This window comes from Planococcus plakortidis, from assembly GCF_001687605.2.
Classification (GTDB): Bacteria; Bacillota; Bacilli; order Bacillales_A; family Planococcaceae; genus Planococcus; species Planococcus plakortidis.
On the sequence record NZ_CP016539.2, the window covers coordinates 1689888 to 1712950 of the forward strand.

Annotated in this window: 27 protein-coding genes and 2 pseudogenes; 10 read left to right on the forward strand and 19 right to left on the reverse strand. The window is 51.0% G+C overall.

Annotation, left to right across the window (positions count from 1 at the left end; genetic code table 11):
* The first annotated feature begins 37 nt into the window (after positions 1 to 37).
* Positions 38 to 250 (forward strand): hypothetical protein, encoded by a 213-nt coding sequence (locus tag BBI15_RS08545; RefSeq protein ID WP_068869178.1) that lies wholly within the window; start codon positions 38 to 40, stop codon positions 248 to 250.
* Between the two features lie 66 nt (positions 251 to 316).
* Here BBI15_RS08545 and BBI15_RS08550 read toward each other — a convergent pair whose 3' ends face one another.
* From BBI15_RS08550 to BBI15_RS08565, 4 genes are all read right to left on the reverse strand, one after another.
* A complete protein-coding gene (locus BBI15_RS08550) occupies positions 317 to 661 on the reverse strand; it encodes a hypothetical protein (RefSeq protein WP_068869179.1) in 345 nt (114 codons plus the stop codon).
* A gap of 28 nt (positions 662 to 689) precedes the next feature.
* A complete protein-coding gene (locus tag BBI15_RS08555; protein ID WP_068869180.1) occupies positions 690 to 1277 on the reverse strand; it encodes a histidine phosphatase family protein in 588 nt (195 codons plus the stop codon).
* 48 nt (positions 1278 to 1325) lie between these two features.
* Positions 1326 to 1529 (reverse strand): hypothetical protein, encoded by a 204-nt coding sequence (locus tag BBI15_RS08560; protein ID WP_068869181.1) that lies wholly within the window; start codon positions 1527 to 1529, stop codon positions 1326 to 1328.
* A 186-nt stretch (positions 1530 to 1715) separates the two neighbouring features.
* The gene (locus BBI15_RS08565; protein WP_068869182.1) at positions 1716 to 2081 is read right to left on the reverse strand and encodes a nuclear transport factor 2 family protein; all 366 of its coding nucleotides are present in this window, start codon (positions 2079 to 2081) and stop codon (positions 1716 to 1718) included.
* Positions 2082 to 2304: 223 nt separating this feature from the next.
* On the opposite strand from BBI15_RS08565, the gene BBI15_RS08570 reads away from it, so the two are divergent.
* A complete protein-coding gene (locus BBI15_RS08570; protein ID WP_068869183.1) occupies positions 2305 to 2580 on the forward strand; it encodes an HPr family phosphocarrier protein in 276 nt (91 codons plus the stop codon).
* Positions 2581 to 2669: 89 nt separating this feature from the next.
* Here the strand turns inward: BBI15_RS08570 and BBI15_RS08575 are convergent.
* The 3 genes and pseudogenes from BBI15_RS08575 to BBI15_RS08585 form a co-directional block, all read right to left on the reverse strand.
* A pseudogene (locus BBI15_RS08575) lies at positions 2670 to 4588 on the reverse strand (PTS fructose transporter subunit IIABC).
* Positions 4585 to 5517, reverse strand: a complete 933-nt coding sequence (pfkB, locus tag BBI15_RS08580; protein ID WP_068869184.1) for a 1-phosphofructokinase — start codon at positions 5515 to 5517, stop codon at positions 4585 to 4587. The pseudogene BBI15_RS08575 and the gene pfkB overlap by 4 nt, the downstream one beginning before the upstream one ends.
* On the reverse strand, positions 5514 to 6266 hold the full coding sequence (locus BBI15_RS08585) for a DeoR/GlpR family DNA-binding transcription regulator (protein WP_068869185.1): 753 nt from the start codon (positions 6264 to 6266) through the stop codon (positions 5514 to 5516). The genes pfkB and BBI15_RS08585 overlap by 4 nt, the downstream gene beginning before the upstream one ends.
* 144 nt (positions 6267 to 6410) lie before the next feature.
* On the opposite strand from BBI15_RS08585, the gene BBI15_RS08590 reads away from it, so the two are divergent.
* Positions 6411 to 6680 carry a phosphocarrier protein HPr gene (locus BBI15_RS08590; protein ID WP_068869186.1) on the forward strand — a complete coding sequence of 90 codons (270 nt, stop codon included), beginning with the start codon at positions 6411 to 6413 and terminating at the stop codon, positions 6678 to 6680.
* Positions 6681 to 6749: 69 nt separating this feature from the next.
* Here the strand turns inward: BBI15_RS08590 and BBI15_RS08595 are convergent, their stop codons facing one another.
* The 3 genes from BBI15_RS08595 to BBI15_RS08605 form a co-directional block, all read right to left on the reverse strand.
* A complete protein-coding gene (locus BBI15_RS08595; protein ID WP_068869187.1) occupies positions 6750 to 7472 on the reverse strand; it encodes a 3-ketoacyl-ACP reductase in 723 nt (240 codons plus the stop codon).
* A gap of 107 nt (positions 7473 to 7579) precedes the next feature.
* On the reverse strand, positions 7580 to 8515 hold the full coding sequence (locus BBI15_RS08600) for an MBL fold metallo-hydrolase (protein ID WP_068869188.1): 936 nt from the start codon (positions 8513 to 8515) through the stop codon (positions 7580 to 7582).
* A gap of 99 nt (positions 8516 to 8614) precedes the next feature.
* Positions 8615 to 9811: a M14 family zinc carboxypeptidase gene (locus BBI15_RS08605; protein WP_237150852.1), complete on the reverse strand. Its 1197-nt coding sequence runs from the start codon at positions 9809 to 9811 to the stop codon at positions 8615 to 8617.
* 313 nt (positions 9812 to 10124) lie between these two features.
* Between BBI15_RS08605 and BBI15_RS08610 the strand changes: the two genes are divergently transcribed.
* Together BBI15_RS08610 and BBI15_RS08615 are read left to right on the forward strand one after the other, a co-directional pair.
* Positions 10125 to 10970, forward strand: a complete 846-nt coding sequence (locus BBI15_RS08610) for an NAD(P)H-hydrate dehydratase (RefSeq protein ID WP_068869189.1) — start codon at positions 10125 to 10127, stop codon at positions 10968 to 10970.
* A gap of 110 nt (positions 10971 to 11080) precedes the next feature.
* Positions 11081 to 12064: a c-type cytochrome gene (locus tag BBI15_RS08615; RefSeq protein ID WP_237150853.1), complete on the forward strand. Its 984-nt coding sequence runs from the start codon at positions 11081 to 11083 to the stop codon at positions 12062 to 12064.
* A gap of 44 nt (positions 12065 to 12108) precedes the next feature.
* Here the strand turns inward: BBI15_RS08615 and BBI15_RS08620 are convergent, their stop codons facing one another.
* The gene (locus BBI15_RS08620; protein ID WP_068869190.1) at positions 12109 to 12711 is read right to left on the reverse strand and encodes a class I SAM-dependent methyltransferase; all 603 of its coding nucleotides are present in this window, start codon (positions 12709 to 12711) and stop codon (positions 12109 to 12111) included.
* A gap of 158 nt (positions 12712 to 12869) precedes the next feature.
* Between BBI15_RS08620 and BBI15_RS08625 the strand changes: the two genes are divergently transcribed.
* From BBI15_RS08625 to BBI15_RS08635, 3 genes are all read left to right on the forward strand, one after another.
* Positions 12870 to 13490 carry a hypothetical protein gene (locus BBI15_RS08625; protein WP_068869191.1) on the forward strand — a complete coding sequence of 207 codons (621 nt, stop codon included), beginning with the start codon at positions 12870 to 12872 and terminating at the stop codon, positions 13488 to 13490.
* The gene (locus BBI15_RS08630) at positions 13487 to 14059 is read left to right on the forward strand and encodes a peroxiredoxin family protein (RefSeq protein WP_068869192.1); all 573 of its coding nucleotides are present in this window, start codon (positions 13487 to 13489) and stop codon (positions 14057 to 14059) included. The genes BBI15_RS08625 and BBI15_RS08630 overlap by 4 nt, the downstream gene beginning before the upstream one ends.
* Positions 14060 to 14155: 96 nt before the next feature.
* Positions 14156 to 14575, forward strand: a complete 420-nt coding sequence (locus BBI15_RS08635; protein WP_068869193.1) for a hypothetical protein — start codon at positions 14156 to 14158, stop codon at positions 14573 to 14575.
* Between the two features lie 36 nt (positions 14576 to 14611).
* Here the strand turns inward: BBI15_RS08635 and BBI15_RS08640 are convergent, their stop codons facing one another.
* The 3 genes from BBI15_RS08640 to BBI15_RS08650 form a co-directional block, all read right to left on the reverse strand.
* Positions 14612 to 15370, reverse strand: coding sequence for an acyltransferase family protein (locus BBI15_RS08640; RefSeq protein WP_068869194.1), 759 nt, complete (start codon positions 15368 to 15370; stop codon positions 14612 to 14614).
* Positions 15355 to 15705, reverse strand: coding sequence for an acyltransferase family protein (locus tag BBI15_RS08645; protein ID WP_157101641.1), 351 nt, complete (start codon positions 15703 to 15705; stop codon positions 15355 to 15357). Before BBI15_RS08645 ends, BBI15_RS08640 begins: the two co-directional genes overlap by 16 nt.
* A 205-nt stretch (positions 15706 to 15910) precedes the next feature.
* Complete coding sequence (locus tag BBI15_RS08650; protein ID WP_068869196.1) at positions 15911 to 16600, reverse strand: SGNH/GDSL hydrolase family protein; 690 nt, start codon at positions 16598 to 16600, stop codon at positions 15911 to 15913.
* A 136-nt stretch (positions 16601 to 16736) separates the two neighbouring features.
* Between BBI15_RS08650 and BBI15_RS08655 the strand changes: the two genes are divergently transcribed.
* On the forward strand, positions 16737 to 17738 hold the full coding sequence (locus tag BBI15_RS08655) for an ion channel (protein ID WP_068869197.1): 1002 nt from the start codon (positions 16737 to 16739) through the stop codon (positions 17736 to 17738).
* Positions 17739 to 17939: 201 nt separating this feature from the next.
* Positions 17940 to 18677: a YqcI/YcgG family protein gene (locus tag BBI15_RS08660; protein ID WP_068869198.1), complete on the forward strand. Its 738-nt coding sequence runs from the start codon at positions 17940 to 17942 to the stop codon at positions 18675 to 18677.
* Between the two features lie 44 nt (positions 18678 to 18721).
* Here the strand turns inward: BBI15_RS08660 and BBI15_RS08665 are convergent, their stop codons facing one another.
* From BBI15_RS08665 to BBI15_RS08685, 5 genes and pseudogenes are all read right to left on the reverse strand, one after another.
* Positions 18722 to 19711, reverse strand: coding sequence for a LacI family DNA-binding transcriptional regulator (locus BBI15_RS08665; RefSeq protein WP_068869199.1), 990 nt, complete (start codon positions 19709 to 19711; stop codon positions 18722 to 18724).
* Between the two features lie 290 nt (positions 19712 to 20001).
* On the reverse strand, positions 20002 to 20892 hold the full coding sequence (locus BBI15_RS08670) for an HNH endonuclease (protein ID WP_068869200.1): 891 nt from the start codon (positions 20890 to 20892) through the stop codon (positions 20002 to 20004).
* 126 nt (positions 20893 to 21018) lie between these two features.
* The gene (locus tag BBI15_RS08675; RefSeq protein WP_257785653.1) at positions 21019 to 21636 is read right to left on the reverse strand and encodes a cytochrome c oxidase assembly protein; all 618 of its coding nucleotides are present in this window, start codon (positions 21634 to 21636) and stop codon (positions 21019 to 21021) included.
* Between the two features lie 166 nt (positions 21637 to 21802).
* Positions 21803 to 22282: pseudogene (locus tag BBI15_RS08680) on the reverse strand (DUF2243 domain-containing protein).
* Positions 22283 to 22376: 94 nt separating this feature from the next.
* Complete coding sequence (locus tag BBI15_RS08685; protein ID WP_084632805.1) at positions 22377 to 22805, reverse strand: Hsp20/alpha crystallin family protein; 429 nt, start codon at positions 22803 to 22805, stop codon at positions 22377 to 22379.
* Between the last annotated feature and the right edge of the window lie 258 nt (positions 22806 to 23063).

Sequence of the window (23063 nt, forward strand, 5' to 3'; positions counted from 1 at the left end):
TACAATGGAAACAGCAAAACGATTATGGAGTGATTTGATGAGAACCTCAACGATTCTGTTTATTTTTCTACTGGTGATGCATCTATTGACCGTCCTCAATACCTTATTGTTCGGCGGCAATTTAAATGATCTTGTGTTCTGGTTTAATTCCGCCTTATTTATGGCGGCGCTGGCTGTGTTAGTTTACCGTCGCGGCATATTCGATGCCAAGGAAGCGCCTCCGTCCGAACCTGCCAAAAAACGCAAATAATTTGGTGCCAGCAGCAATTCATCCATCCCCTGAAAAAACTGCCTGAAATGGGCAGTTTTTTTTCATTCAATTCTTTTCATATGACTTAAGAATTTCTTCACATTTACCGGACAGCATGCCAGACCCTGCGAAGCCTTGCAGCAAGCCTTTGACAGTCAAGTTCGTGAATTTAAGGCCCAAGCCCGCTGCCTGCTGTTCAAAAGCTTTTATGTCGCCGCTATAGCCGCGGATCAATTGCGTGAACCCCTGGAGTTCAGCTTTTGACAAATCATGCACCACAATGGCTTCATGGACGGTCGGCTCATGCATTCTATCTTCCAATACCTCCCCAAGCAACGCCAATAAAGTCCGGTTGTGAAACTTCAGCTTTTCGATTTCCTTATGCAAGCTTTTCAGTTCACTTTGTTCCATGTGTCAAGCTCCTTTTAGCTTTTTGCGATCACTTTGCCTTGGCATCCAACACTTCGAGATGGTCGATGAAATTATATTTTTGGATCTCCCAGCGCTCGCTGGCATACGCCAAGTGATTCATGCCTCCATTTTGCAAACGGACTTCACCATCGTATTCACCGTGCGCCAATTGTTCAAGGATGGCATTGATGACGCCTCCGTGCGCCACGACGAGCACACGTTGGTTCCCGAAGCGTTCATTGAGCTGTGCAAGTCCCGTCGACAGCCTGCCGTGGAATTCTTCTGGCTGTTCCTGGCCAGGATAATTTTTGTCGGGATACAAGCCGTAACGCTCCTTTGCTGTCATGCCTTCTGCTTTGCCAAAATGCTTTTCCTGGAACTCCGTCATTTCGAAGATCGGCAATCGCATCGTTTCATTAATGATCACCGCGGTCTCTTTGGCGCGTTTGAGAGGGCTCGTCACAATGACGTCCCACACTTCTCCTGTCAAATGAGATGCACATGCGCGTGCTTGCAGCTTCCCTGTCTCGTTCAGTGGCACATCCGTCGTCCCTTGGATGCGCCCAATCTTATTCCATTCTGTTTCTCCGTGCCGAATCAGGCAGATGGTCGTCATCGTACTCTACTTCCCTTCCAGTGCTAGTTGATTGATTGCTGATAGCCATCAATCTTCGCGTTGTTTTATTTTGCGTTCCTTGCTCCAGCGCCAGAACATGATCGCTTCCCCGATCACGACACCGATTGCCCCAGAGGCAACCAAGGTTGAAGGTTCGGGATCATCGTTGATGAGAAATGCGATGATCACGCCCAGCACAAGCCCGCTCAAAAGAACGGCATAAGCATTTTTCCTAGATTTGAGGTAATCCACTGTCTCGCATCCTTTCAGCTTGTCTGTCTTTCCATCTTGCCGAATTTACCCGGAGAACGCAAGAATTGTCCGCATTCTTCCGTCTGGCTATTGGCTTTTCTTGTTGGCTATTTTCCAATATATATAATTCCTTATGTAATATAGTACATTTACTTGTTTAGTATTAAAATAGAGCCGTCACCGACCCTATTTCGTCTCGACGACGAAGGAAGTCATTTTCGTTATTTTTGGCTCCCCTTCCCCTTGCCATTCATAGAAGTCGCAATAGCAGTATCTCCTTTCCCTTTCGTTGCCGCCTTTTGAAGTCATGACACCTTTTACGACCCCTTCCCGCCCTTCTGTAATGATGGTATCGATCTCAAACTCCATTTGTGTATAATCCTCCATCCCAAAAGCTGCATCGACCAACGCCTGCCTCCCTTTCAGCGGCATCGCCCCGACCATGATCCATTCCACATCATCGGAGACATGCTGTTCGATGAAGTCTCTCTTGCCTTTGAAAAACGCCTCATTGAAATCCTTTAAAAAGTCGCCGGTGCTGCTTGTGTTCATGCTTTTCCCTCCTTTAGGCTATCGTAGCAATGCTAGTTAATAAAAACACAGAAATTTTTATCAGAATATTCACTTAATGATATTTTACTCCCTTTGCTATTGCCTGCCTAGTGGATTGTTTTATTCCCGGCAAATTTTTCCGTCTTACCGGCGAGCTAGATTCCCCCTCAATCGGTATAATAGGAATAGGCTTTGAACAGTGAGAATCAGGAGGATACAAAAGATGGCCCACAAAAAATTTTTCATCACCGCGGAAGAAGGCTTGCATGCGCGGCCCGCTGCGGCGCTTGTCAGTGAAGCGAACCGCTTCGAAAGCGAACTCTCGCTCGAATTCAAGGATACGAAAGTCAACATGAAATCCATTCTTGGCGTCATGGGGCTTGGGATTCCGACCCGCTCCGACATCACGATTCATGCGGAGGGTCCAGATGAACAAGAAGCAATTGCCGGCACATCGGCCCTATTGCTTGAAAAAGGCATGATCGATGCCGATTCCTAGAAAATCCGGCTAAAAAATCTGGACTCTTGCTGGCCACGCGCCATCATAAAAAACGCCATCCGGTGATAGACCGGATGGCGTTTTTTCATTTATGCAGCTGCCGTAATATTTTTCTTCAGCAAACCGACGAGGATTGCCGTTACGAATGAACCGGCGAGTATGGCGATCAAATACATCAAGATGCTGATCAATCCGCCATCCACCAAACCGATGACGAAGACGCCGCCATGGGGTGCACGAAGCCCGATATCGAATAGCATGACGAGCGCCCCGGTCGTTGCCGCGCCTGCGATGGCCGACGGGATGACACGCGCCGGATCGGCTGCAGCAAACGGGATGACGCCTTCGGTGATGAAGCTCGCGCCGAGGACATACGCCGTCTTGCCCGCTTCACGTTCCGGTTTGGTGAACTTCTTCTTGAACATCGTTGTCGCGATGGCAAGGCCTAGCGGCGGGACCATGCCCGCTGCCATGACCGTCGCCATGAAGTTGAAGTTCTGCGCATCGAGCATGGCGATACCGAATGTGTATGCGGCTTTATTGACCGGACCGCCCATATCGACTGCCATCATGCCGCCAAGGAGAAGGCCGACAAGAACCAAGTTGGTGCCGCCAAGCCCTTCTAGGAATGCGGAGATGCCCGTATACACTTGCGTCAGTGGAGGGTTGATGAGCATCATGATGACGCCTGTGATCAGAATGCTGAATACCGGGTAGAACAACACGGGTTTCAACCCTTCCAGGCTTTGCGGAATGCCCGAGAACACTTTCTTCACGAGAAGCGTCACGTAACCGGCAAGGAAGCCGGCGATCAAACCGCCGAGGAAACCGGAACCGCCGCTCGCTTCTTCAACGCCTGTAACCGTGATGGCAAGCAAGCCCCGATCATCCCTGGAGCGAAGCCGGGGCGGTCGGCAATGCTCATCGCGATGAAACCGGCAAGGACAGGGACCATCAGGAAGAACGCCGTGCCGCCGCCGATCGTTGACAGCATCGCAGCGAATTCATTGTATTCCGGGCTATTCGGGTCTGCCGCGTTGATGCCGAAGAAGAACGACAAGGCGATCAAGATTCCGCCGCCGACCACAAATGGCAGCATGTTCGATACGCCGTTCATCAAATGCTTATAGAAGCCTGATTTCGTTTCAGTGTCGGCATCCGCATCTTTGGTGCGGTCATGCTTATAGACAGGTGCATCTTGTGCCAGTGCGCGGTCGAGTAATTGATCCGCTTCGTAGATTGCTTTACCGACTTGTGTCTGGATGACGTGTTTGCCGTCGAATCTTGCCATTTCGACTTTCGTGTCGGCTGCGACGATGATGGCATCCGCTTCCGCGATTTCTGCATCGGTCAAGCGGTTTTTCACGCCGCTCGAGCCGTTCGTTTCCACCTTCAAGTTGATGCCGCGCTCTTTCGCACGCCCGTTAAGCTTTTCTGCCGCCATATACGTGTGCGCGATGCCTGTCGGGCAAGCCGTAACCGCGAGGATCTTGCCGCCTCCAGCTGATGTACCGGCAACCGGCGTGGCCTCAGGTTGTTCCGGCCCCTCCACTTCCGCTTCTTTTGCGGAAACGATATCGAGCACTTGTTGCTTCGACTCGGCTTCTAGGATATTGACGCGGAATTTCTCATCCATCAAGAACGTCGCCAGGCGCGATAAAGCTTCCAAATGGTCATCATTCGCCCCGGCTGTCGCCGCAATCATGAAGAACATTTGCGCAGGCTGGCCGTCCAAGGATTCGAAATCGATCCCTTCGAACGAACGGCCGAACGCGATGGCTGGCGTTTTGACCGCTTCGGATTTGGCATGGGGGATGGCGATCGTATCGCCGATGCCCGTCGTGCTTTGTTCTTCGCGCGCCAGGATATCTTTCGTGAATTGCTTTTTGTCATGCAATTTCCCGGCCTGGTCCAGTTGCCCAGCCAGTTCGTCCAATACTTCCTGTTTGGAACGGGCTTTCAGATCCAGGATTATGGTGTTTTCCGTCAATAATTGGGTAATTCTCATTTTGTCACATCCTTTTCTTCGAATGGGGTTACGGCCACTTCAGGAAGCAATCGTTCGACATCCGGCTGTTCGCATAGATCACTGCGGAAAGCGGTGGCGCTTCCGCTTGCGACGCCGTATCGGAATGCTTGTAAGGGGTCATTGTGCTGAATATACGACGCGATAAATCCTGATACTAAGGAATCTCCTGAACCAACGGTATTGACGACTTTGCCTTTTGGCACATTCGCTGTATAGCGAATACCACGGGAAGCATAGATGGCTCCCGCCCCGCCCATGGAAACGACGACATGCTCAACTCCTCTGTTCACCAGCAGGTTGGCATAATGGAACGCTTGGGCCTCGGTGTTAATGTCCACACCGAAAATCTCTCCGAGTTCATGCTCATTCGGTTTAATGAGAAATGGCTTCGAATCCAGTAATTCCTCTAATGCAGGGCCGGACGTATCGAGTACGAAATGGATGGCCCGCTCCTGGCAACGGGCGGCGAGATCCTTGAAGAATTGGGTCGGCACCGATGGCGGCAAGCTGCCCGCCAAGATGAACCAATCGCCTGCTTGCATAACGGCAATTTTTTCTGTCAATTGTTCAAGCTGTGCGTCCGTTAATACCGGGCCCGGCCCGTTCAATTCGGTTTCTTGGTCGGTCTTGATTTTGACATTGATCCGCGTGATGGCGCCGGTGTCGATAAAATCGGTCTCGATGCCTTCTGCGTCCAGGAATTCTTCAATAAAATGGCCCGTAAAGCCGCCTGCAAATCCGAGCACGCGGCTCTTCATGCCGAGCCGGCTGAGTACGCGCGAGACATTGATGCCTTTGCCGCCGGGATAATAATACACTTCCTCTGACCGGTTCAAAGCGCCGCTTTCAAAATGCGTTAAATACGCTGTGTAATCGATGGATGGAGCAAATGTGCATGTGTAGATCATCGTGTCACCACCTTAATCGTCGTGTGCCGTTCGATGCCATCGACTGCTGCTTCCGGCAAACTGTCGATGATCAGCGCGGATCGGCTTAAGCCGAAGATGTGCGCGAAACTGACATTGCCGTATTTCGACTGGTCCGCAAGCACATAACAGCTTCTCGACAAGTCGCAAGCTCTCCGCTTGACGGCCGCTTCTTCGGGGTCGGGTGTCGTGAAACCATTGTCAAGGTCGATCCCATTAACACCGAGAAAGCTTTTATCAAAACGGTAATTCTCCAGCGACTGGGTGGCTTGAGGGCCGACCAACGCGCGCGTGCGGGACTTGATGAAGCCTCCCGTCAGATAGGCCGTAATGCCGTTCTCGACCAAGGCTTCAAGATGGCTCAGCCCATTGGTGACAACGGTTACATCCTTGCCTTTTAGAAATGGGATCATTTGTGCCGTAGTCGTTCCCGCATCCAAAAATAGCGCGTCTCCGGCCTTGACGAGCGATGCTGCATATTGCGCGACGAGCTGCTTTTCCCTTAAATGCTTTGCCGCTTTATCCGACAGGCTCGGTTCCGGCTCATTCGGGGCGATTTTCCTGGCGCCGCCGAAAACGCGTTCGAGTTTCTGCAATTCCTCCAGTTCCGTCAGATCGCGGCGGATGGTGGACTCTGAAGCCGAGGTCAGTTCCACCAGCTCTTGGATTTTGATGCTCTGTTTTTCTTTTAACGAATTTAAAATCACTTGATGCCGCTCCGTCGTCAGCATTCCCTCACCCTCTTTTTTTCTGATTAAATAGATAATACTTGAAATCGGTTTCAAAATCAATCATAATCATTCATAAGCAGTCAAAATCATTCACAATATGAATGATTTTCACTCAAAAACGTTCATCCATAGGAGGAATTCAACATGACAGAAAAACAATATACAATAACAGACCAAGCAGGCATCCATGCCCGCCCGGCATCAGCGCTCGTCGGCTCCATCTCGAAATTCCAATCGGACATCACGCTCGGCTTTAACGGCAAGCAAGTGAACTTGAAATCGATTCTCGGCGTCATGTCGCTCGGCATCACTTCCGGGTCGATCGTGACGATCGCTGCGGATGGGCCGGATGAAGGTGAAGCGATGGCTAAAATCGACGAAGTGCTAAAAGCGGAAGGAATTTCAAACGAATAATCCGAAGCTTTTCCGGCAGCTCAAAAAACCCCTGAATGCCTTGATGGCATTCAGGGGTTTTTCATGTCCTTAAAATGGATTCGTCGCCCATTGTTTCGACAATGGGATGAATATACGCGGATCCAGTTTCAATTGCGAAACGATGTATTCCGCGATGTCTTCCGGCTGCATGAATTTCTGCTTTTCCTCGTCGGTTTCATTGCCGGAATCGGTCATGGACGTAATGACACGGCTCGGCGCCAACGCGAAGACACGGATATTGTCCGGGCGCACCTCCTGCATCAACGATTCGCTCATGCCGAGCACAGCGAATTTCGATGCGCTATAGGCGCTAGAGCCTTTGGTGCCCTTGAGCCCCGATGAAGAGGAAATATTGACGATGTCGCCCCCTTGCTTCTCGATCATCTGTGGCAGCACCGCTTTCGTCGTATGGACCATGCCCATCAAATTGATGTTCAGCATGTTTTGCCAATCTTCGGTTTCGAGTTCCATGAACTTGCCGTATTTGCCGATGCCGGCGTTATTGATGAGGATGTCGATTGCGCCGAGCTCCTCGGTCAATTTCTGGACAGCAGATTCGACTTGCTTGGGATCCGAGACATCCGCAGCCGCAAAGGCGGCGCGCCCGCGCAGCGACCGGATCTCCTGCGCCAATTGCTCGATTTCCTTTTCGGTCCTTGCGATCAAGCCGACGGCCACGCCTTCATTGGCCAATGCCAGGGCGGTCGCCCGGCCGATGCCGCGCCCTGCTCCTGTTATGATTGCTGTCTTTTCCGTTAGCACTTGCCCCACTTTATTTTCCGCCCTTTCAGCTAGATGAATTTTCTCTGCCCTAGTCTTTGCCCGTAAACGAGCGGCTGTAAACCGGACATGTACCACCAGATGAATTTTTTACGGGCTCAGCTTTGCCTGTGGAAGTAATCCAGCAAGCCTTGCGCGCTGACCTGGAGGTCCATCTCGATATAAGGCTCCACGCGGTGCGGCTGTTCCATGCCCTGATCCGCCAGCTGCGCCATGACCGGAGCGGCCAATCGTTTCGCCAATTGATCCGCGGATTCACCGCTCCGATAGGCGGCCGCTCCCTCTTCGACAAAAACCTCGAGCCATTCCAGTACTTGCCCAAGTGCCGCCTGCGGGTTCTTGTCAGCGCCGTAATGCCCGTAATAAAGCCAATCGAATTGCTGTTCTTCCATCCGTTCAATCGATGCCTTCATCGCCCCCGGGTCGAATTGGTTCGGCGATGTCGACGGCAGGTAAAAATCGATGCCGTCTTCAATCAGTTGAATGTAACGGATGCCGGCTGTATCCCCGGCGAAAAAGCCATTCGATACAGGGTCATAGATACCGAAATGATGCTTGGCATGGCCTGGGGTATCCCAGAACTCCAGCGTGCAGCCGGGGCCGATCTGCAACTTGCCGCCTTCTGTCTTGACCTCGATACGGTGTTCGTGCACCGGGACGATCGGATTGAACAAGCTGTCGAATTTATCCCCATAAACTGCCCGTGCCCCGGCGATGAGACGGCTCGGATCCGAGAGATGCCTCGCGCCTTTCGGATGGACGATGAGGGTCGCATTCGGGCATTCCTGCATCAATAAGCCCGCTCCACCGGCGTGGTCGAGGTGGATATGCGTCACGATGATGTAGCGGACTTCTTCGAGCGGGAGGCCGAGTTCATTCAATCCTTCTTTGACATGCTCCACTGACGGGCTCGGCCCCGTTTCAATAATGGTCAGCTGTTGTTCATTGATGACGTAGCTGCCTGTGCGCTGCTTGAGCCCAAGATCGAAACCGTCGATCAAGTGTATGCGGTCGTTCAATTTGCTGATTGCCATACAAGCACTCCTTTCTATTTATCTTCAGTCTACCAAAGTACCTTCATTGCCTACAACTCGGCACAGAAAAAGCCGCCAGCATCCTGGCGGCGTCTGCCTTCAATTGCTGCTCGGGCGATAAGCGGTCAACGGGATATCTTCATAGGCTTCCGGGTCCAACGAATAGACGCTGTCATCAGCGACGCCTTCCACAATGGCCGTCAAGCCGCGTTCCACCGATTTAACCAGCTGCCCTTTCTCTTTCTGGCCAAGCGACTGGGTCTGGCCGCGCACTTCGAACAGCACCGTGCCGCTGCCGTTCAGTGCATAGCTGCCGAGTGCCGTCCCCGGCAAGTCGAGCCCTTGTGAATACAGCGAGATATTGGTGAACTTCGAATTGCCGTAGGACTGCAGTTCTTCATACGCCGCCACATTCAACTGGCGCGAGAAATCGTAATTATAGCGGTCCGCATATTCGCCGTATTTCGCCCCTTCAGCAGTGGAGGGGTCCGGGACGAATTGGGCAGACAATGACAAGGTAACGGGATCGGCCGTGCCATCGACATAGTACATCCCTTGGTGATGAAGGTCGATGAAGACGTCGACAGTGCCGAATTCCGCTTGAAGCGATTTATAGACGTCGCGTGAAACTTGGGCTTCTTTTGTGATAAACCAGCCAGGTTCGTTCGATGCGCCCGGGAAGTCTTCAGCCTGCGGCACATAGTCGAGGTCCGGGTTGAAGTCGCGGTTGACATCGAATCCTGGATTCGCGCCGTAGTCATAGCTTTGGCTGATGCCGCGGTCCAGGTAATTCCAGGACGGGGAGGCATCGGCAAGATCCGGATAATCCGCGACCACGTCACTCCAGGTCATGCTGTTGCGGCGCTTGTCACCTTCCGAAGCATCGGGGTTCATCATCGGCATGAAGACGATCGTTACTTCATCGCGTAAAGCTTTCGCCGCTTTCGAATTGCCGGATAGCGTTTTCAACATATTCAAGATGGCCACCGTGCCCGTTTTTTCATTGCCGTGGATCTCGCTCTGGATCAGCAGCACTTTATCGCCTGTCCCGACCGTCGCGGTATAGATATCGCGGCCTTCGAAGGATTGGCCGGCGACTTCGACCGAAACCGTGCCTTTGCTATTGGCTTCGATTTGCTGCAGTTCTTTTTGAAGCTCTTTATAATCGATAAAGCCGGAAATGGCGTTTTCGTGATGATGTTCAGCCGGCTGTGCCGGTTCGGCTGCCTGCACCGGCATCGCCATCATCGCACAAAGCCCCGCCATGGTCATTGTCTTGAATACCTGTTTTTTCACTATTCCCACTCCTTTTCATTGAATAGGCTGAGTATAGCAAAGCCTGTTAAACTTGCCTATAGTTGTCAGAAATTTCAGTTCTTTGGATGTATAATCCACCCTTCTCTCCCCTCTTTTCCCATTACCAATGCCAGGTGGCAAAATGGAAGACCGTTGTTTTTCACTGCTTCGCGGGGCGAAATACCTACCCCCTTTATCGTGCCCGTTACAGGACAGGGAATCTCGCCATATTTGGCTTCGGATGTATATAACTTTGCCTATCCCCAGGAATCGGCTACAGTTATGTTATCGACAGAAAACGGGAGGGTTCCATATGACCGATCCACAAACGAGCAACATCTGGACAGAGGAAAGAGTGCGCAGCACTTTGCCAGCACGTGCACAGGACAGCCATAAAGGGACATTCGGGACCGCATTGCTCGTCGCTGGCGGCCCGGATATGCCAGGTGCGGCCTTGATCTCAGGACTTGGCGCATTGAGGAGCGGCGTCGGGAAACTGGAAATCGGCACGTACCGCGAGACCATCCGCGCTATCGCGCACGCGGCGGCCGAAGCGACCTATGTGCCGGATGCGCTGATCCATATCGCCAATGGAAGCCATCCGCTCACTTCCTATAAAGCGATCGCCTGTGGGCCCGGCACCGTGCCGGATGCATTGACCGAAGCGGCTGTCGGCAATTTGGTGAAGTCATCTGCCCCACTCATACTCGATGCGGGCGCGTTGAGCGAACGCAGTTATGCCCAGCGGAGCGCCCCGCTCATCCTGACGCCGCATGCGGGCGAATTCAGCCGGATCTCCGGTTATGCAAAAGAACGCATTGCCCACTCTCCGGAACTCTGTGCGTCGGAGTTCGCTGAGACTCATGGCTTAACGGTCGTCTTGAAAGGCCCTCAAACGACCATCGCCTTTCCGGACGGCGAACTGTACCGCAACCCGACAGGAAATGCCGCACTTGCCAAAGGCGGCACCGGTGATATGCTCGCCGGCATCATGCTCGGCATGCTGTGCTGCCATGAGAATTGGCGCCATGCTGTCTTGAACGCCGTTTACTTGCACGGTGCCTGCGCAGATGAATTCATCAAGACCCGCTCTCCCCACACCATGCTTGCACGCGATATCGCAGGGTGGCTGCCTGAAGTATGGAAACAATTCGAGTGATCCGTTGTTCGGAAAGTTGTCACACGCGTAACGGCCTGGCTGTGAATTAGTTCACAGCCAGGCCATTTTTTGTTTGTTAGGCTGAAAGGGAGATGAAAGGAATGTTCGACATGATGAAAAAAATTGGCTACTGCAGCATTTTCCTGTTGATCCTTGCCGTCATGGCCATCGGCGTCCTGTCCAGCGAATTGTCTGCCGAGAAATCGAAAACGGCAGAAGTCCAATCGGATGGGCCCGAAACAGCCCGGACAGACCAAGCGACAGCAGGCATCACCCACAGCCCGCCGTCTTTGGATGAGGTGCCGGAAGGGCCGGAAGGCGAAGCGGTGAAGCGTGGCTATGAACTGGTCAATAACACCTCGGAAGTGTTGCGTGCAGATGCCGCAAGCGTCGAGGACGGCCAACAGCGCGTCAATGAATTGTCCTGTACCAGCTGCCACGCAGGAGCCGGCCTTGAGGAAGATTCCTCATCGATGGTCGGCGTAGCGTCGGCCTACCCGATGTACATCGGGCGATCCGGCGAGATCGTCACATTGGAAGAACGCATCAACGGCTGCATGGTCCGCAGCATGAACGGCGAAGTATTTGCGGAGGACGATGAGGATTTGGATGCGATGGTTGCCTATTTAAACTATATTTCCGAAGGCATTCCGCAAGGCGCCGAAATGCCGTGGCGCCACCAGAACTCCATGGAAAACGTCCCTGTGCCCGATGTCGATAACGGCGAGAAGCTTTATCAGGCAAGTTGTGTGGCCTGCCACGCAGCTGATGGCGGGGGCACCGGTTCGAACAGCGGCCCTGCTGTTTGGGGAGAAGGCTCATTCAATGACGGCGCTGGCCTTGCGCGCATGACGAAAATGGCCGGCTATTTGCAGAACAATATGCCAAAAGGTGCAGAAAACACCTTATCCGACCAGGAAGCCAGCGACCTGGCCGCTTTCATCCTGTCACAGGACCGACCGGAATGGGAAGGGCATGAACAAGATTGGCCAAAAGGCAACCGCCCGCCGGATGCCATGACCAAAGAGCGCCGTGATCAAGTGAAAGACGGCACGATCGATTGGAACGAAGTGCTTGGAAAAGAGGCCAAGTAAAAACACCCATCGCCGATTTGCGGCGGTGGGTGTTCGCTTCTCCATCATTTTGCCGGTTTTTGGCAAGGCATCTGGATGACATGCGATAAGCCGTTATGCAACTGGCCTTCATGCCGTTCGACTTCCCCCGTGAAAAAGTGGAGGATCTTGAATTCCCGGAACGCTTCGAGCACTTCTTCGGGCCGGTAAATGAAGGATTCCTGTGTCGGGCCGCCTGTGCCGTAAGCGGGTTGGTCGATAGAATATACTTCCATCAGAAAATGGCCTCCCGGTTTCAATGCTTGCCTGATGCCGTCGAATGTTTTGCGCTGTACGTCTTTCGGGAAATGGCCGAATACGCAAATGATGAGGTCCCAGGCGTCTTGCGGCCAATCAGCCTGTGCCAGGTCCACTTGCTCAGTCAAAACCGAGACGCGGCGTTCTTCTGCCAGCCGCTCCGTCTTATCCAATCCGCTTCTTGCCAAGTCCCAAGCAGTGACCTCCATGCCCTGTTCGGCTAGATAAACGGCGTTGCGGCCCTCCCCTTCCGCTATTGCGAGGGCCTGCCCGGAGAGCTTGAGCTGATTTTGCATCGTTTCGATGAATTCATTCGGATCTGTCCCATATACATATTCTTTTGATTGAAAGCGTTCATGCCATGTCGCCATACGGCACCCCCTCATTTTGTCTTGCTTCCAGCATAACCGCCAAACAAAAAAGATGAAAAGATTGTGCTTTCAGCTATAATGGAAACCGCCAGGCATTAGACTTTCAATACGGACGGAGGCATTTTTATAATGAACAGACACCAGACGGGCCAAAGCCAATGAGCTATGTTCCGATACTGCATCTGACCGTACCCGCGATATGGGTTTCTGTACTGTTGGCAGCTGCAGCGGCAAGCCTGCTGATGCGCATAGCGACTGGGTACAAACCTGGCGAATGGTACTGGAACGCTCTTGCGCTCTATATCCTGACATGGAAACTTAGCTACATCGTATTCAATTTGCAGCATTTTCTTGACATGCCTTTATCCATTCTTTATTTTAACGGCGGCCTGTACGGGCATTTGCTCGCCATAGCATTGCTCCTTGTTTATTTGGTCGTCGCGCGACAAAAACATGCCGCTTTGGCGGAACAGGCTGCGCATGCCTGGCTATTGTTCTTTTTGGCATATCAGTCCATACTGCAACTCTTCGGAGGCCAAGGGATGCAAGCCTTCCTGCAAGCATCACTTCTGGCAGTGGCGGTTTTCTCCATCCGCCTGCTGGCAAAACGAAAAGACGTCCCCCTAGGCCTATTGCTCGCCACATTGTCCACCGTGGAACTGCTTCTCTTGAGCGTCTTCGGGCCGCTGTTGACCTGGCAAAATGCAACGCTCGCCGTTCTTGCCGCATTCACCATCGCCATGAACAGACGCAGTGAACAGAAAGGATCGAAAAGATGATTAAAAAAACCATTATCGGCATCTTGCTTCTTGCAGCGATGGCCATCATCGCCATCAACTTCTTTGAGGAAGATGCTGTCCCAATCGACACGAACGAATCCACCAGTCCCGCGACTGCACCAGATGCATCTCTTGCAGAAGGGCTCTCCCAAGGCCAAGCGGCGCCAGATTTTACATTGACCGACCAAGACGGCGAAACGGTGAAACTCTCCGATTACCGCGGGAAGAAAGTCATCCTGAACTTCTGGGCGACCTGGTGCCCGCCATGCCGCGCGGAAATGCCGCATATGCAGCAATTCCACAAAAACAATGCAGGCGGCGACGTCGAAATCCTCGCGGTCAATTTGACTGCACAGGATAACGGCGATGAAGCGATTCGCTCGTTTATCGATGAATTCGGCTTGACCTTCTCCATTCCGATGGACGAAACCGGCAGCACTGCCCAGACTTATCAAATCCGTACCGTTCCGACGACCTTCATCCTCAATACGAAAGGCGAAATCGCCCAGAAAATCGTCGGCCCGATGGATGAACAGATCATGAAAGACCAGACAGACAGCATCGATTGAGTATTCACTTGAGGCTTGTGTCCACTCGAGGGTTTAAACAGAAGCCTTTTGCGGAATACTAGAAACAGGACTTGCAATGAAATGGAGGATTTATTCATGGAACTTGATTTAGCGAAAGAACAATTGCCATCGACAAAATCTAAAGTGAACGACCGCACACCCGACCACATCAATCAACAAATCGAACGGGAAACGGAAGCCTCAGTTAATTATTACAAACGCCAAGGTGAACAGGAAATCCTGGCGCGCATCAAAGAGCTGGACCACGAATGGGATACAGAACGCTTGCTGGAAGTGAATATGGCATCCATAGCGTTCATTTCTTCTCTTTTGGCAGTCCGGGCCAATAGAAAATGGGCCTTTTTGGCAGGAGCTTCGAGTGCAGTGCTCATTCAGCAAGCGTTGCAAGGCTGGACCCCACCCATCGCCATTTTCCGAAGCATGGGCGTCCGCACCGTCGCCGAAATCAACCGTGAGAAAAAGGCCCTGCAAAATTTATTGAATAAGCCTGAATAACAGCAAAACCCCCAAGCGCTGAAGCTTGGGGGTTTTTTAAGTTTTTTTCGTCACTGCGCCCGTTTCGCTTGCCGCAACAGCAGTGGCCTTATCTTTTCGCAGCCAGCCTTTAAACAGCCGGTGCAGCGGCAACTCCAACTTGAAATGCGCCAGAATCCCGAAAAACAGCATCAAAACCACGAGCAATAAGCTCATGCCTACATTGCCCAGCACTTCATGCCATCCGGCTTGGTCCATCCATTCAGAGAATAAATCAAGGACGACATTATGGACAAGATAGATCGCAAAAGCCGCGTTGCCGAGCTGGTGGAATGCTTTTGGAATATGGATTTCTTTATTCATATCGATCACGCCGAGCCCGACCAGCAAAAACATGATGGAGATGCTCGCGCTCATTTCAAAGCTGATCTCCATAAAAGGATTCAACGCATTCATCCAAGTTACAGGAAAGCCGATCAACCCGATAGCCATCGACAAATACCCCAGGACAGGCGGAATCTGGGCGTGGAGAATGAGCCACGCACAAAAGACACCCGCCATGAACATCAGATTATAGGAAGCGAATAGGAAATCGAACAGGAAATGGTCGATATAGATAATGCCCGTAGCACCCAAGAACGACAGAATTCCCCAAAAGGCAAATAGCGCCTTGCCGATAAAACGGGGACTCAGAAACAGGATGGAAAACATAAGATAGAAATAAATCGTGTACTCCAATGACCAGGCAACGATCAAGAACGGATCTTGCCATTCAGGGTTAGGGACCAGAAAAATCGAGGTCAAAATAACAGCCATGTCCCGCTCCGCCCCGTCGCAAACCATGGGAAGAGAAATGCCAGGATGAGAAACGCCAAGGTCACGACCCAGTAAAGCGGATAGATCCGAATGAAGCGGTTGACCAGAAAATCCGATAATTGCCCTTTCCTGCCGAATTTTTGGCGATAAATATAATAAGCCATGAAACCGGATAAAGAAAAGAAATAATAGACACCGCCGGTCAGCGGCAAATACGCAAGATTCCATATATTAAACCCGTAATAATCCATCATGGTCGTCGATAAATGGTGGAGCATGACCAATAAGGGCACTAATGCCCTGGACAATTGTATCAGTACCAGTTTTCTCCTCATACGCCCCACCCCTCTATCCCAAAGTCCTTCACCGACCTAAAGAACTAACGCGAATCCAGGTAATTATCCATATTTAATTTTTATAGATATAATATACCACGACCGTTTAAAACCACAAGCATTTCCTCCCGTTCACTCACCCCGCTTCTTCGCCCTTTTTTAGGCACTCAAAAACCCGGAACCATATAGGCCCGGGTGTAATCGTTCAGCGCCGCTCTTTAGAAACCGCTATGCCGGTCGTCTGCAATGTTTCCAGCAATAATTGATGCATGATGGCATAGCCCTCTTCGTTCGGATGAATCGAATCCAGCCAAATGGAGGGCAATTTCCCCATTTTCCTCGTGTTCGTGACTATGACACCTTTCGCGCCGATGGCTGAATTCCACATCCGGAACAGGAGCTGGGTGAAACCGAAATATTGCACTTCTTTTTTCATCGAATTATATAAGCTGTTTTGGACAATCAACACTCGATCGTTGCCCTCTTGAATATGTCCGTAAATGTCCAGCAAATTGCGGCGGTATTTCTTTTTTAATGAGGCGAACTGGCGAATCAGCTCACTTGCGCCTCCATTGCGGTACTGGCGGAGCAGGTCGTTGCCGCCGATATTGAGCAGCACGAGATCGGCTTGAGCCAATTCCGCCTGCCAATGCGCTGCCCGCAGACGCTCGACGAGGCCATCGCTCGTCAATCCGTTGATGCCGAAGTTCAGCACTTCGCTATCCGGAAAACTGTCTTCCAAATGTCTCGCAATCCCGCCTTTTGTCCCGTAGCCATAAGCGACGGAATCGCCGAGAATAATGATTTTCTTTATATGGCGCGGCCTTGCCGCATTGCGTTGTTTACGTCTGAGTGCCTTTTGGAAAAGGGCACTCGACCGGAAATTCTTGCCCAATCTTCTGCACGCCCCCTCTTTATTGTATCTCTTCATTTTAACATAAAACCCCATTTGTTATCCGATTTCACGTTTCAATGCTTAATCCGGTTGGCGGTAAGGGTATGGATACCTAAAGTGAAAAGGAGGAATGTTGATGGACCAGCTTTATCTATTGATCGGAATCATCATCGTCGCCCTCACATTGATCGATTTCATCTGGACGACGTTATGGGTCGACGGCGGCGCTGGGCCACTAACCAATAAGCTTACTTCCGCCTACTGGACGCTCCATAAGCAAGTGAGCCGGAATAACTCGAAATTCCTGAGCCTCGCAGGGCCGACTATTCTCGTCGCCACCTTGGCGACATGGATTTTCCTGCTATGGGCAGGCTGGACCTTCATTTTTGCCAGTTCCGACATGATCGTCGATACAAAAGACGGCGGCCCCATGTCATGGGTCGAATATGCTTATTATGCAGGTTACTTGATTTTTACGCTCGGCAATGGCGAATTTGCCCCGGATGACGGCATCTGGCAGATCGTGGCGATTTTCGCAACCGGAACCGGCATGCTATTCATTACATTCGGCGTCACATACTTGCTGCAAGTCCTGAGTGCCGTAACGGAAAAACGTTCGCTTGCCGCGAGCATCAGCGGGATCGGGAAAAATCCCGCTTCATTAGTCAACAATGCATGGAATGGACAGAACTTCGACCATCTCAATCTATTGCTCGATACGTTCGCGAATGAATTAAGCAATGCCGTATCGAAATACAATGCCTATCCGGTCCTCCATTATTACCGCAGTTCGACACACGACCGTTCGCTGCCTGTGAATATCGTCGTGCTTGATGAAGCATTGGCCTTGCTGAAATACGGCGTGCCGAACACTGTCCAACCGAACACATTATTGATGCAGGAACTCTCCAGCAGCATCACCAGTTATTTAGACACATTGCATAGTTCGTCCATAGATGAATCTTCAGTCACCCCGCCCCACCAAGTCCTCGCGAATCTGGATGAATCGATCCCGACAGTCGATGCAGCATCGTATGAGCGGGCGATGGAATCGCTTGAAAAACGCAGAAGAAAGCTTCTCGGCCTTGTGGAGATGACAGGCGAGAGGTGGCCGGGAACAGCCAACGATGATGAATGAAATTTCGCCCGACCGAAATGATTGAATAACGGGATTTCATCGCACTTAACGCGGCGGCACTCATAAAAAAGCGCTAAACGACAGCGCTTTTCTGTTTCCTGTTTTTGACGTTTTTATTAAATAACTTGAAATAAAGTGTTTCGCGGGAAATGTTTCAGGGAACAATTTGAAAGATGAGATTTTGAAATTGGAGGCCTAGCGATGCAAACGACAATACCTGCTTTATTGACAAAAGAAGATTTCTTGAACCGAAACGACCTGCCCGAATGGCTGCTGCAGGAATACAAGACTTTCCATGAGACGGTGACCGATAAGACTTTTCCATGCTATTTCGGCAGAAGCGGCGAATTGAAAGGCGAACTGCGTTATGCATATATAAGCCAGGCTGATTGGTCCAACTTGCCTGTGGCGGTTGCCGAATTCTTGACTTTGTTCGAAGACCCGAAGCACAAGCGCCATGGGCTGTTCGTGTTCGTGGAACCTTTTGAATCAGAAGGCCCTCTCGATGATTACCGTAAGCAGTTCTGGGAGATCCTGCAGTATCTTCATGACATGGACGATACGGAATGGCCGGAACAAGCGCCGCGTGACCCTGACCATTATCTATGGGATTTCAACTTCAAAGGAGAGCCCATATTCATCTTCGGCAATGCCCCGGCCTATAAACAGCGGCGCACCCGCCACCTTGGCAATTCGATGGTGCTCGGGTTCCAGCCCAGAAGGATCTTTGAAGGCTTGACCGGAACTGAGAAAGGCGGCATCATGTCGCGCGAAAAGGTTCGCGAGCGCGTTGAGAAATGGGATGAATTACCGACCCATCCGGACATCAGCCATTTTGGCGACCCGGACCACAACGAATGGAAACAATTCTTCATCGGGGACGATATTGAACCTGTCAAAGGCAAATGCCCATTTTCCCATAAAGAACTTCAATCATAAAAAAAGCGGCCACACATTTTTGTTGTGTGGCCGCTTTCCTGTGACTAGGCTTCGTTATTTTGGCGGCCCTTGAACTTTTTTACGGTTTTTCCGCTATCGAGTTGGAGCTCTTCCGGGGTGGAATACGCCTCCGTTTCCCGGCCTTCGATTTGGTGCACGAGGCGCTCCACCAACCGATGCTCCAGTGGCTGTGCAGCAGCTGGCGGCTTGATGGCGGTTATTGCTTCGCCCTCTCCCGCTTCCGGTTCTCCGGCGACCACGATGCTGATGTCTTTCGGCACCTTAAAGCCTGCGCTTTTCAAGGAATTGAATAATTTCAATCCATCCTCATAGCTGGCCGCGACAAATGCGCTTGTCGGTTTCCTGAACGACCGGACATCGGCTGCAATGGCATCAAAATCAGAAGTGCTTTGTGTGGCATGGATGCGTTTTTTGCGCAACTTCAATTGATGATGGGCTAATGCTTCATAGTATCCCTGTAGCTTTTCACCGTTGTCCGGCAAATCTTCCCCCACCCAGGCGATCTGCTCGTGGCCTTTTTTGGCAAGATGGCCGGTGGCAAGATATGCCGCTTTTCGTCCGTCCAATGGTTTTTTACTATCCATTGCCTGTTCGGCCTGCAGAAAGACAATGCCCTTTCCGTTTACAGCTTCCTGGAATTCACCGGGAATGCTGCCAATGCCGATAACGCCAGCCACGCCTTCCAATAAGGTGGTGACGTCGTCCGATGATTCATTGCCCGTCAATACACGCCCCATCAGCTGATAACCGGATGATTGGGCAGATTCAGTCAATTCACGCAAACGGGCGAAATCATCGGCACCACAATCCTTGGAAAAAAACACGCTTAAATGTTTCGATGATCCTGCGGGTTCTGCGTTTGACGCATTTGTATTTCCGTAATCCAGCTCAGCCAATGCCTGCATCACTTTGTCATAGGTTTCTTTCTTGACTTGCTCCGGCCGATTCAACACACGCGACACAGTCGTTTGGGATACGCCTGCATGTTTTGCGACTTCTGTAGTAGATACCATATTCGTCATCCTTCCCATCGATTTATTCATTGAATACACTATACCATACATCTCTTCTGTATTCAGTAAAATATTCAAAAAGCGCAAGGTGCACCGGGAAACCCCTTACCAAAAGAAGACGGGAGGCGGATCTCGGTGACGTACAAATGACCAATGAATGAATAATTAACAAGTGCCTTGGTGGTGAACCCTATTCACAACTATTCATTTTTTGAAAACGCTTTATACAGACGCATTCGCGCGCCCGCACAATAAAAAACGCACGGCAAAAACCATGCGTTTAGTTTCAGTTATTCATTCATAAAATGATTGTTTCTGTGCCACCTGAAAAATGGTTTGTTTGAGTCATTAGCCGCGATGCGCATATTTTTCCTCAAGCTATAACGTTCTGCTTCCTCTTGAAGCGATATTGACATTCTGAGCGTACCGGCACCGGTAAAGGATATCTGGCCGCTTTCATAGAGCGCGGCGTGGTTAGCGCATAATAATGTACCGTTTGCGGGGTCAATTCGTTCCGCATCGTTGCTGTCTTTCCAGGGTTTGCTATAGACGGCCTTCAACAGTGCCGGATTCGAGATGCTGCAGATGGCGCACCTGCCTTGCCAACGCTCCATTTGCAATGCTTCAAACTGCCCTTGCAACTTGCTGAATTTCCGCTTCAGCAAGTATTCAGAATCCATCATCCAGGCTGTCAGGGAATTGTATTTCCCCTCGCGCACTGCATCATAAACAAATTCCAGCTGTTCGATATTCTGCCATTTTGTTGCCGATAATAAGTCCAGGAACACCATTGCCAACGCTTCATTGCATGGATACAGATAACCTGAATTGCCATGGCCATCCGGCTGAAAGGCAGCGTATTTGATCGGCAGATGGTGTTTGACCTCTTTGATGCACGACACGATTTCGAGCGGGACATCCAGCTCCAAATACTCACAAGGCGCAACCCATTCAGCACTTTTCGCAGCTGTTTTCTGTTCCCGTGCATCTTCCTGGATGGTGCCGACCGCAACGATGGCCCCCTTGACGTAATGGAAAGTCCGGTCTCCTTTTTGCAGCGATTTCACACGCAGCCAAGAATGCGGCGTAGCTCCTGATTTATCTTTCATCGGCGCACGGACAATCCCGAGGCGCTTTTCTTCTCTATAAGTTTCCCCCTGCATAACAATGTAGCTATTCATTCTGTGCCTCCTGACCACTGCTTTCTTCTATTCTATCATCCTTTCGCTCTTTCCGCCTGGCCACAATGCAAAAGCAGCACGGCCTAACAACCAACAAACCACTTCCACTACGGGAAATGGTTGTCATCAAGCACGTGCGATCCGCCCCGGCGCTGACGCTTTATACCAGCTATAGCAAAAAAGGAGGATGATGGCCACATCGACCGCATCACCGCCATAATACATGATTTGCGCTCCCAGCTGCCCATCATTTGTCGTGACACCGGCTGGGGGCATGGCGTACAAGGACTTCGCCAATATCTTATGGGACGCGAGCGCCACAATCAGCACGGCAGCACGCAAACGGAATGAATGGCGGTGCGCCGACAAATCCGTGTATAACATCGACCAGGTGAAGACATATCCCGCCAATAGAACATGGATGTGCACCAGTGCATAAACCCATGTCGATTGATGCATCCATATGAAAAGGCTTGTCCTATACAGGACGAACAGACCGCCAAAGTTCAACAGCGCGGCACTGGCAGGATGGCTGGCAGCAGCAATAAAACGGCTATTCATCAGACGGCTGAGCTGGCGTGCTTTGTTTGTCGGCAAGCCCCTCATTAACAAGGTCAGGGGGTTGCCGTGTAAAAGCAGTAGCGGTGCCAGCATGCCGAGCAGCAAATGGCCGGTCATATGGGCAGAAAAATTGGTGTGCGCTGCGTCCGCCAACGGGCCGATCAATGCCGCTCCTGCCGCAATGACGCCTGCAAATCAAAACAAATAGCGGTGCAGCGGCCATTTCCTATAGCGCCCATTCGTCCAAATTGCGAGCATTGGATAGCACATCAGCGCCCACGCAAGCATCAAAGCTGCCGCCAGCTGAAACCAAGGTCCGACCGGGCTGAAGTCGTGATGTATCATCTCGTCATGCGGACCGCCTTTCCGTGCTGGATCTTGAGAGAATCAACCCTGCAATGAGCAATGCTGCACCAAACAAGTTCCAGCTCAAGTCATAAATCCATAAATCGACATTGTAACGAACCTGATGGATTCTCAACACTTTATGGTCGATGATGCCGTCAAACAGTTAGAATGCCCCTGCTCCGATGAACACCGAGGCTAACTAATACCGCAGGCGGACCGCTTGCCGCCTTCTGAGTTCCGCAAACATGAACAGCCCGCCAATCGCTGCAAACCAGGCGAATGAGTTCAATAAGCCATCTGCAAAAATGCCGATTTTTGGCGTCGCCAAATCATAGAAATGATGCCATTGGAGCAATTGGTGAAAAATGACTTCTTCGACGAATGCCATCAAGCCGATCCCGAATAATAAACCGGACCACAAATTCCTTTTCTTGAGCTTTGGATGGTGCTTCCCGCCATGGGATGGTCCTTCATTTTCCATCTTCACACCTCTCCTTCTAGCAATTAGCAGATTTAACCTCTATATACCCGTGCCATTTTACGGAAACGAAAAAAAGAGCCCCTGGCCAGGCTCTTCACTGAATTTCGATGCGTTTGCCATTTCCGGATTCTTTTTCTTCCGGCTTTGGCACAGTCAAGTGCAAGACACCGTCCTTGAAATTTCCTTTAATGCCTTGATCATCAACATCGCCTACATAAAAACTGCGCTTGAAAGACCCGAAAGAGCGTTCCTTACGGATGTAATGCCCTTCATCTTCCGAAGTTTCCGAGCTTTCCTCTTTCTTGCCGCTGATGGAGAGGTAGCCGTCTTTGAAATCGACTTGAATGTCATCTTTCGAAAAACCCGGGACGTCCACCACCACATCATATTGGCCGTTCACTTCCTTTACATCCACTTGAGGGTAATTGCTTTCCTTGAAGAACCGGTCGAAGAAATCCGAATCCAGATCACTTTGGAATAATTTCGGAAAGAAATCCTCCCGTTTTCTAGGCATGAACTTCATTGATCTTCCTCCTTGTTAGCCATTTTATGAACCGATGCCAGAGGCCCTTCTTCAAAGAATAGTCCTGTTACTGTGAATTATAGTTGCTTTCCTTTAAAAGTCAAACAACTTTTTTACAATTCGAAATAATCGGACATCGGTAGTTATGCTTTTATTCGATACCTTATTTGGCTTGGCCTCCATGACTGCAGGTTTCGCAGCGCATGCAAAAGCATTGCTAAGGGTTCGGGGCTTAAGCATTGTGTGCTGGCCTGAAAT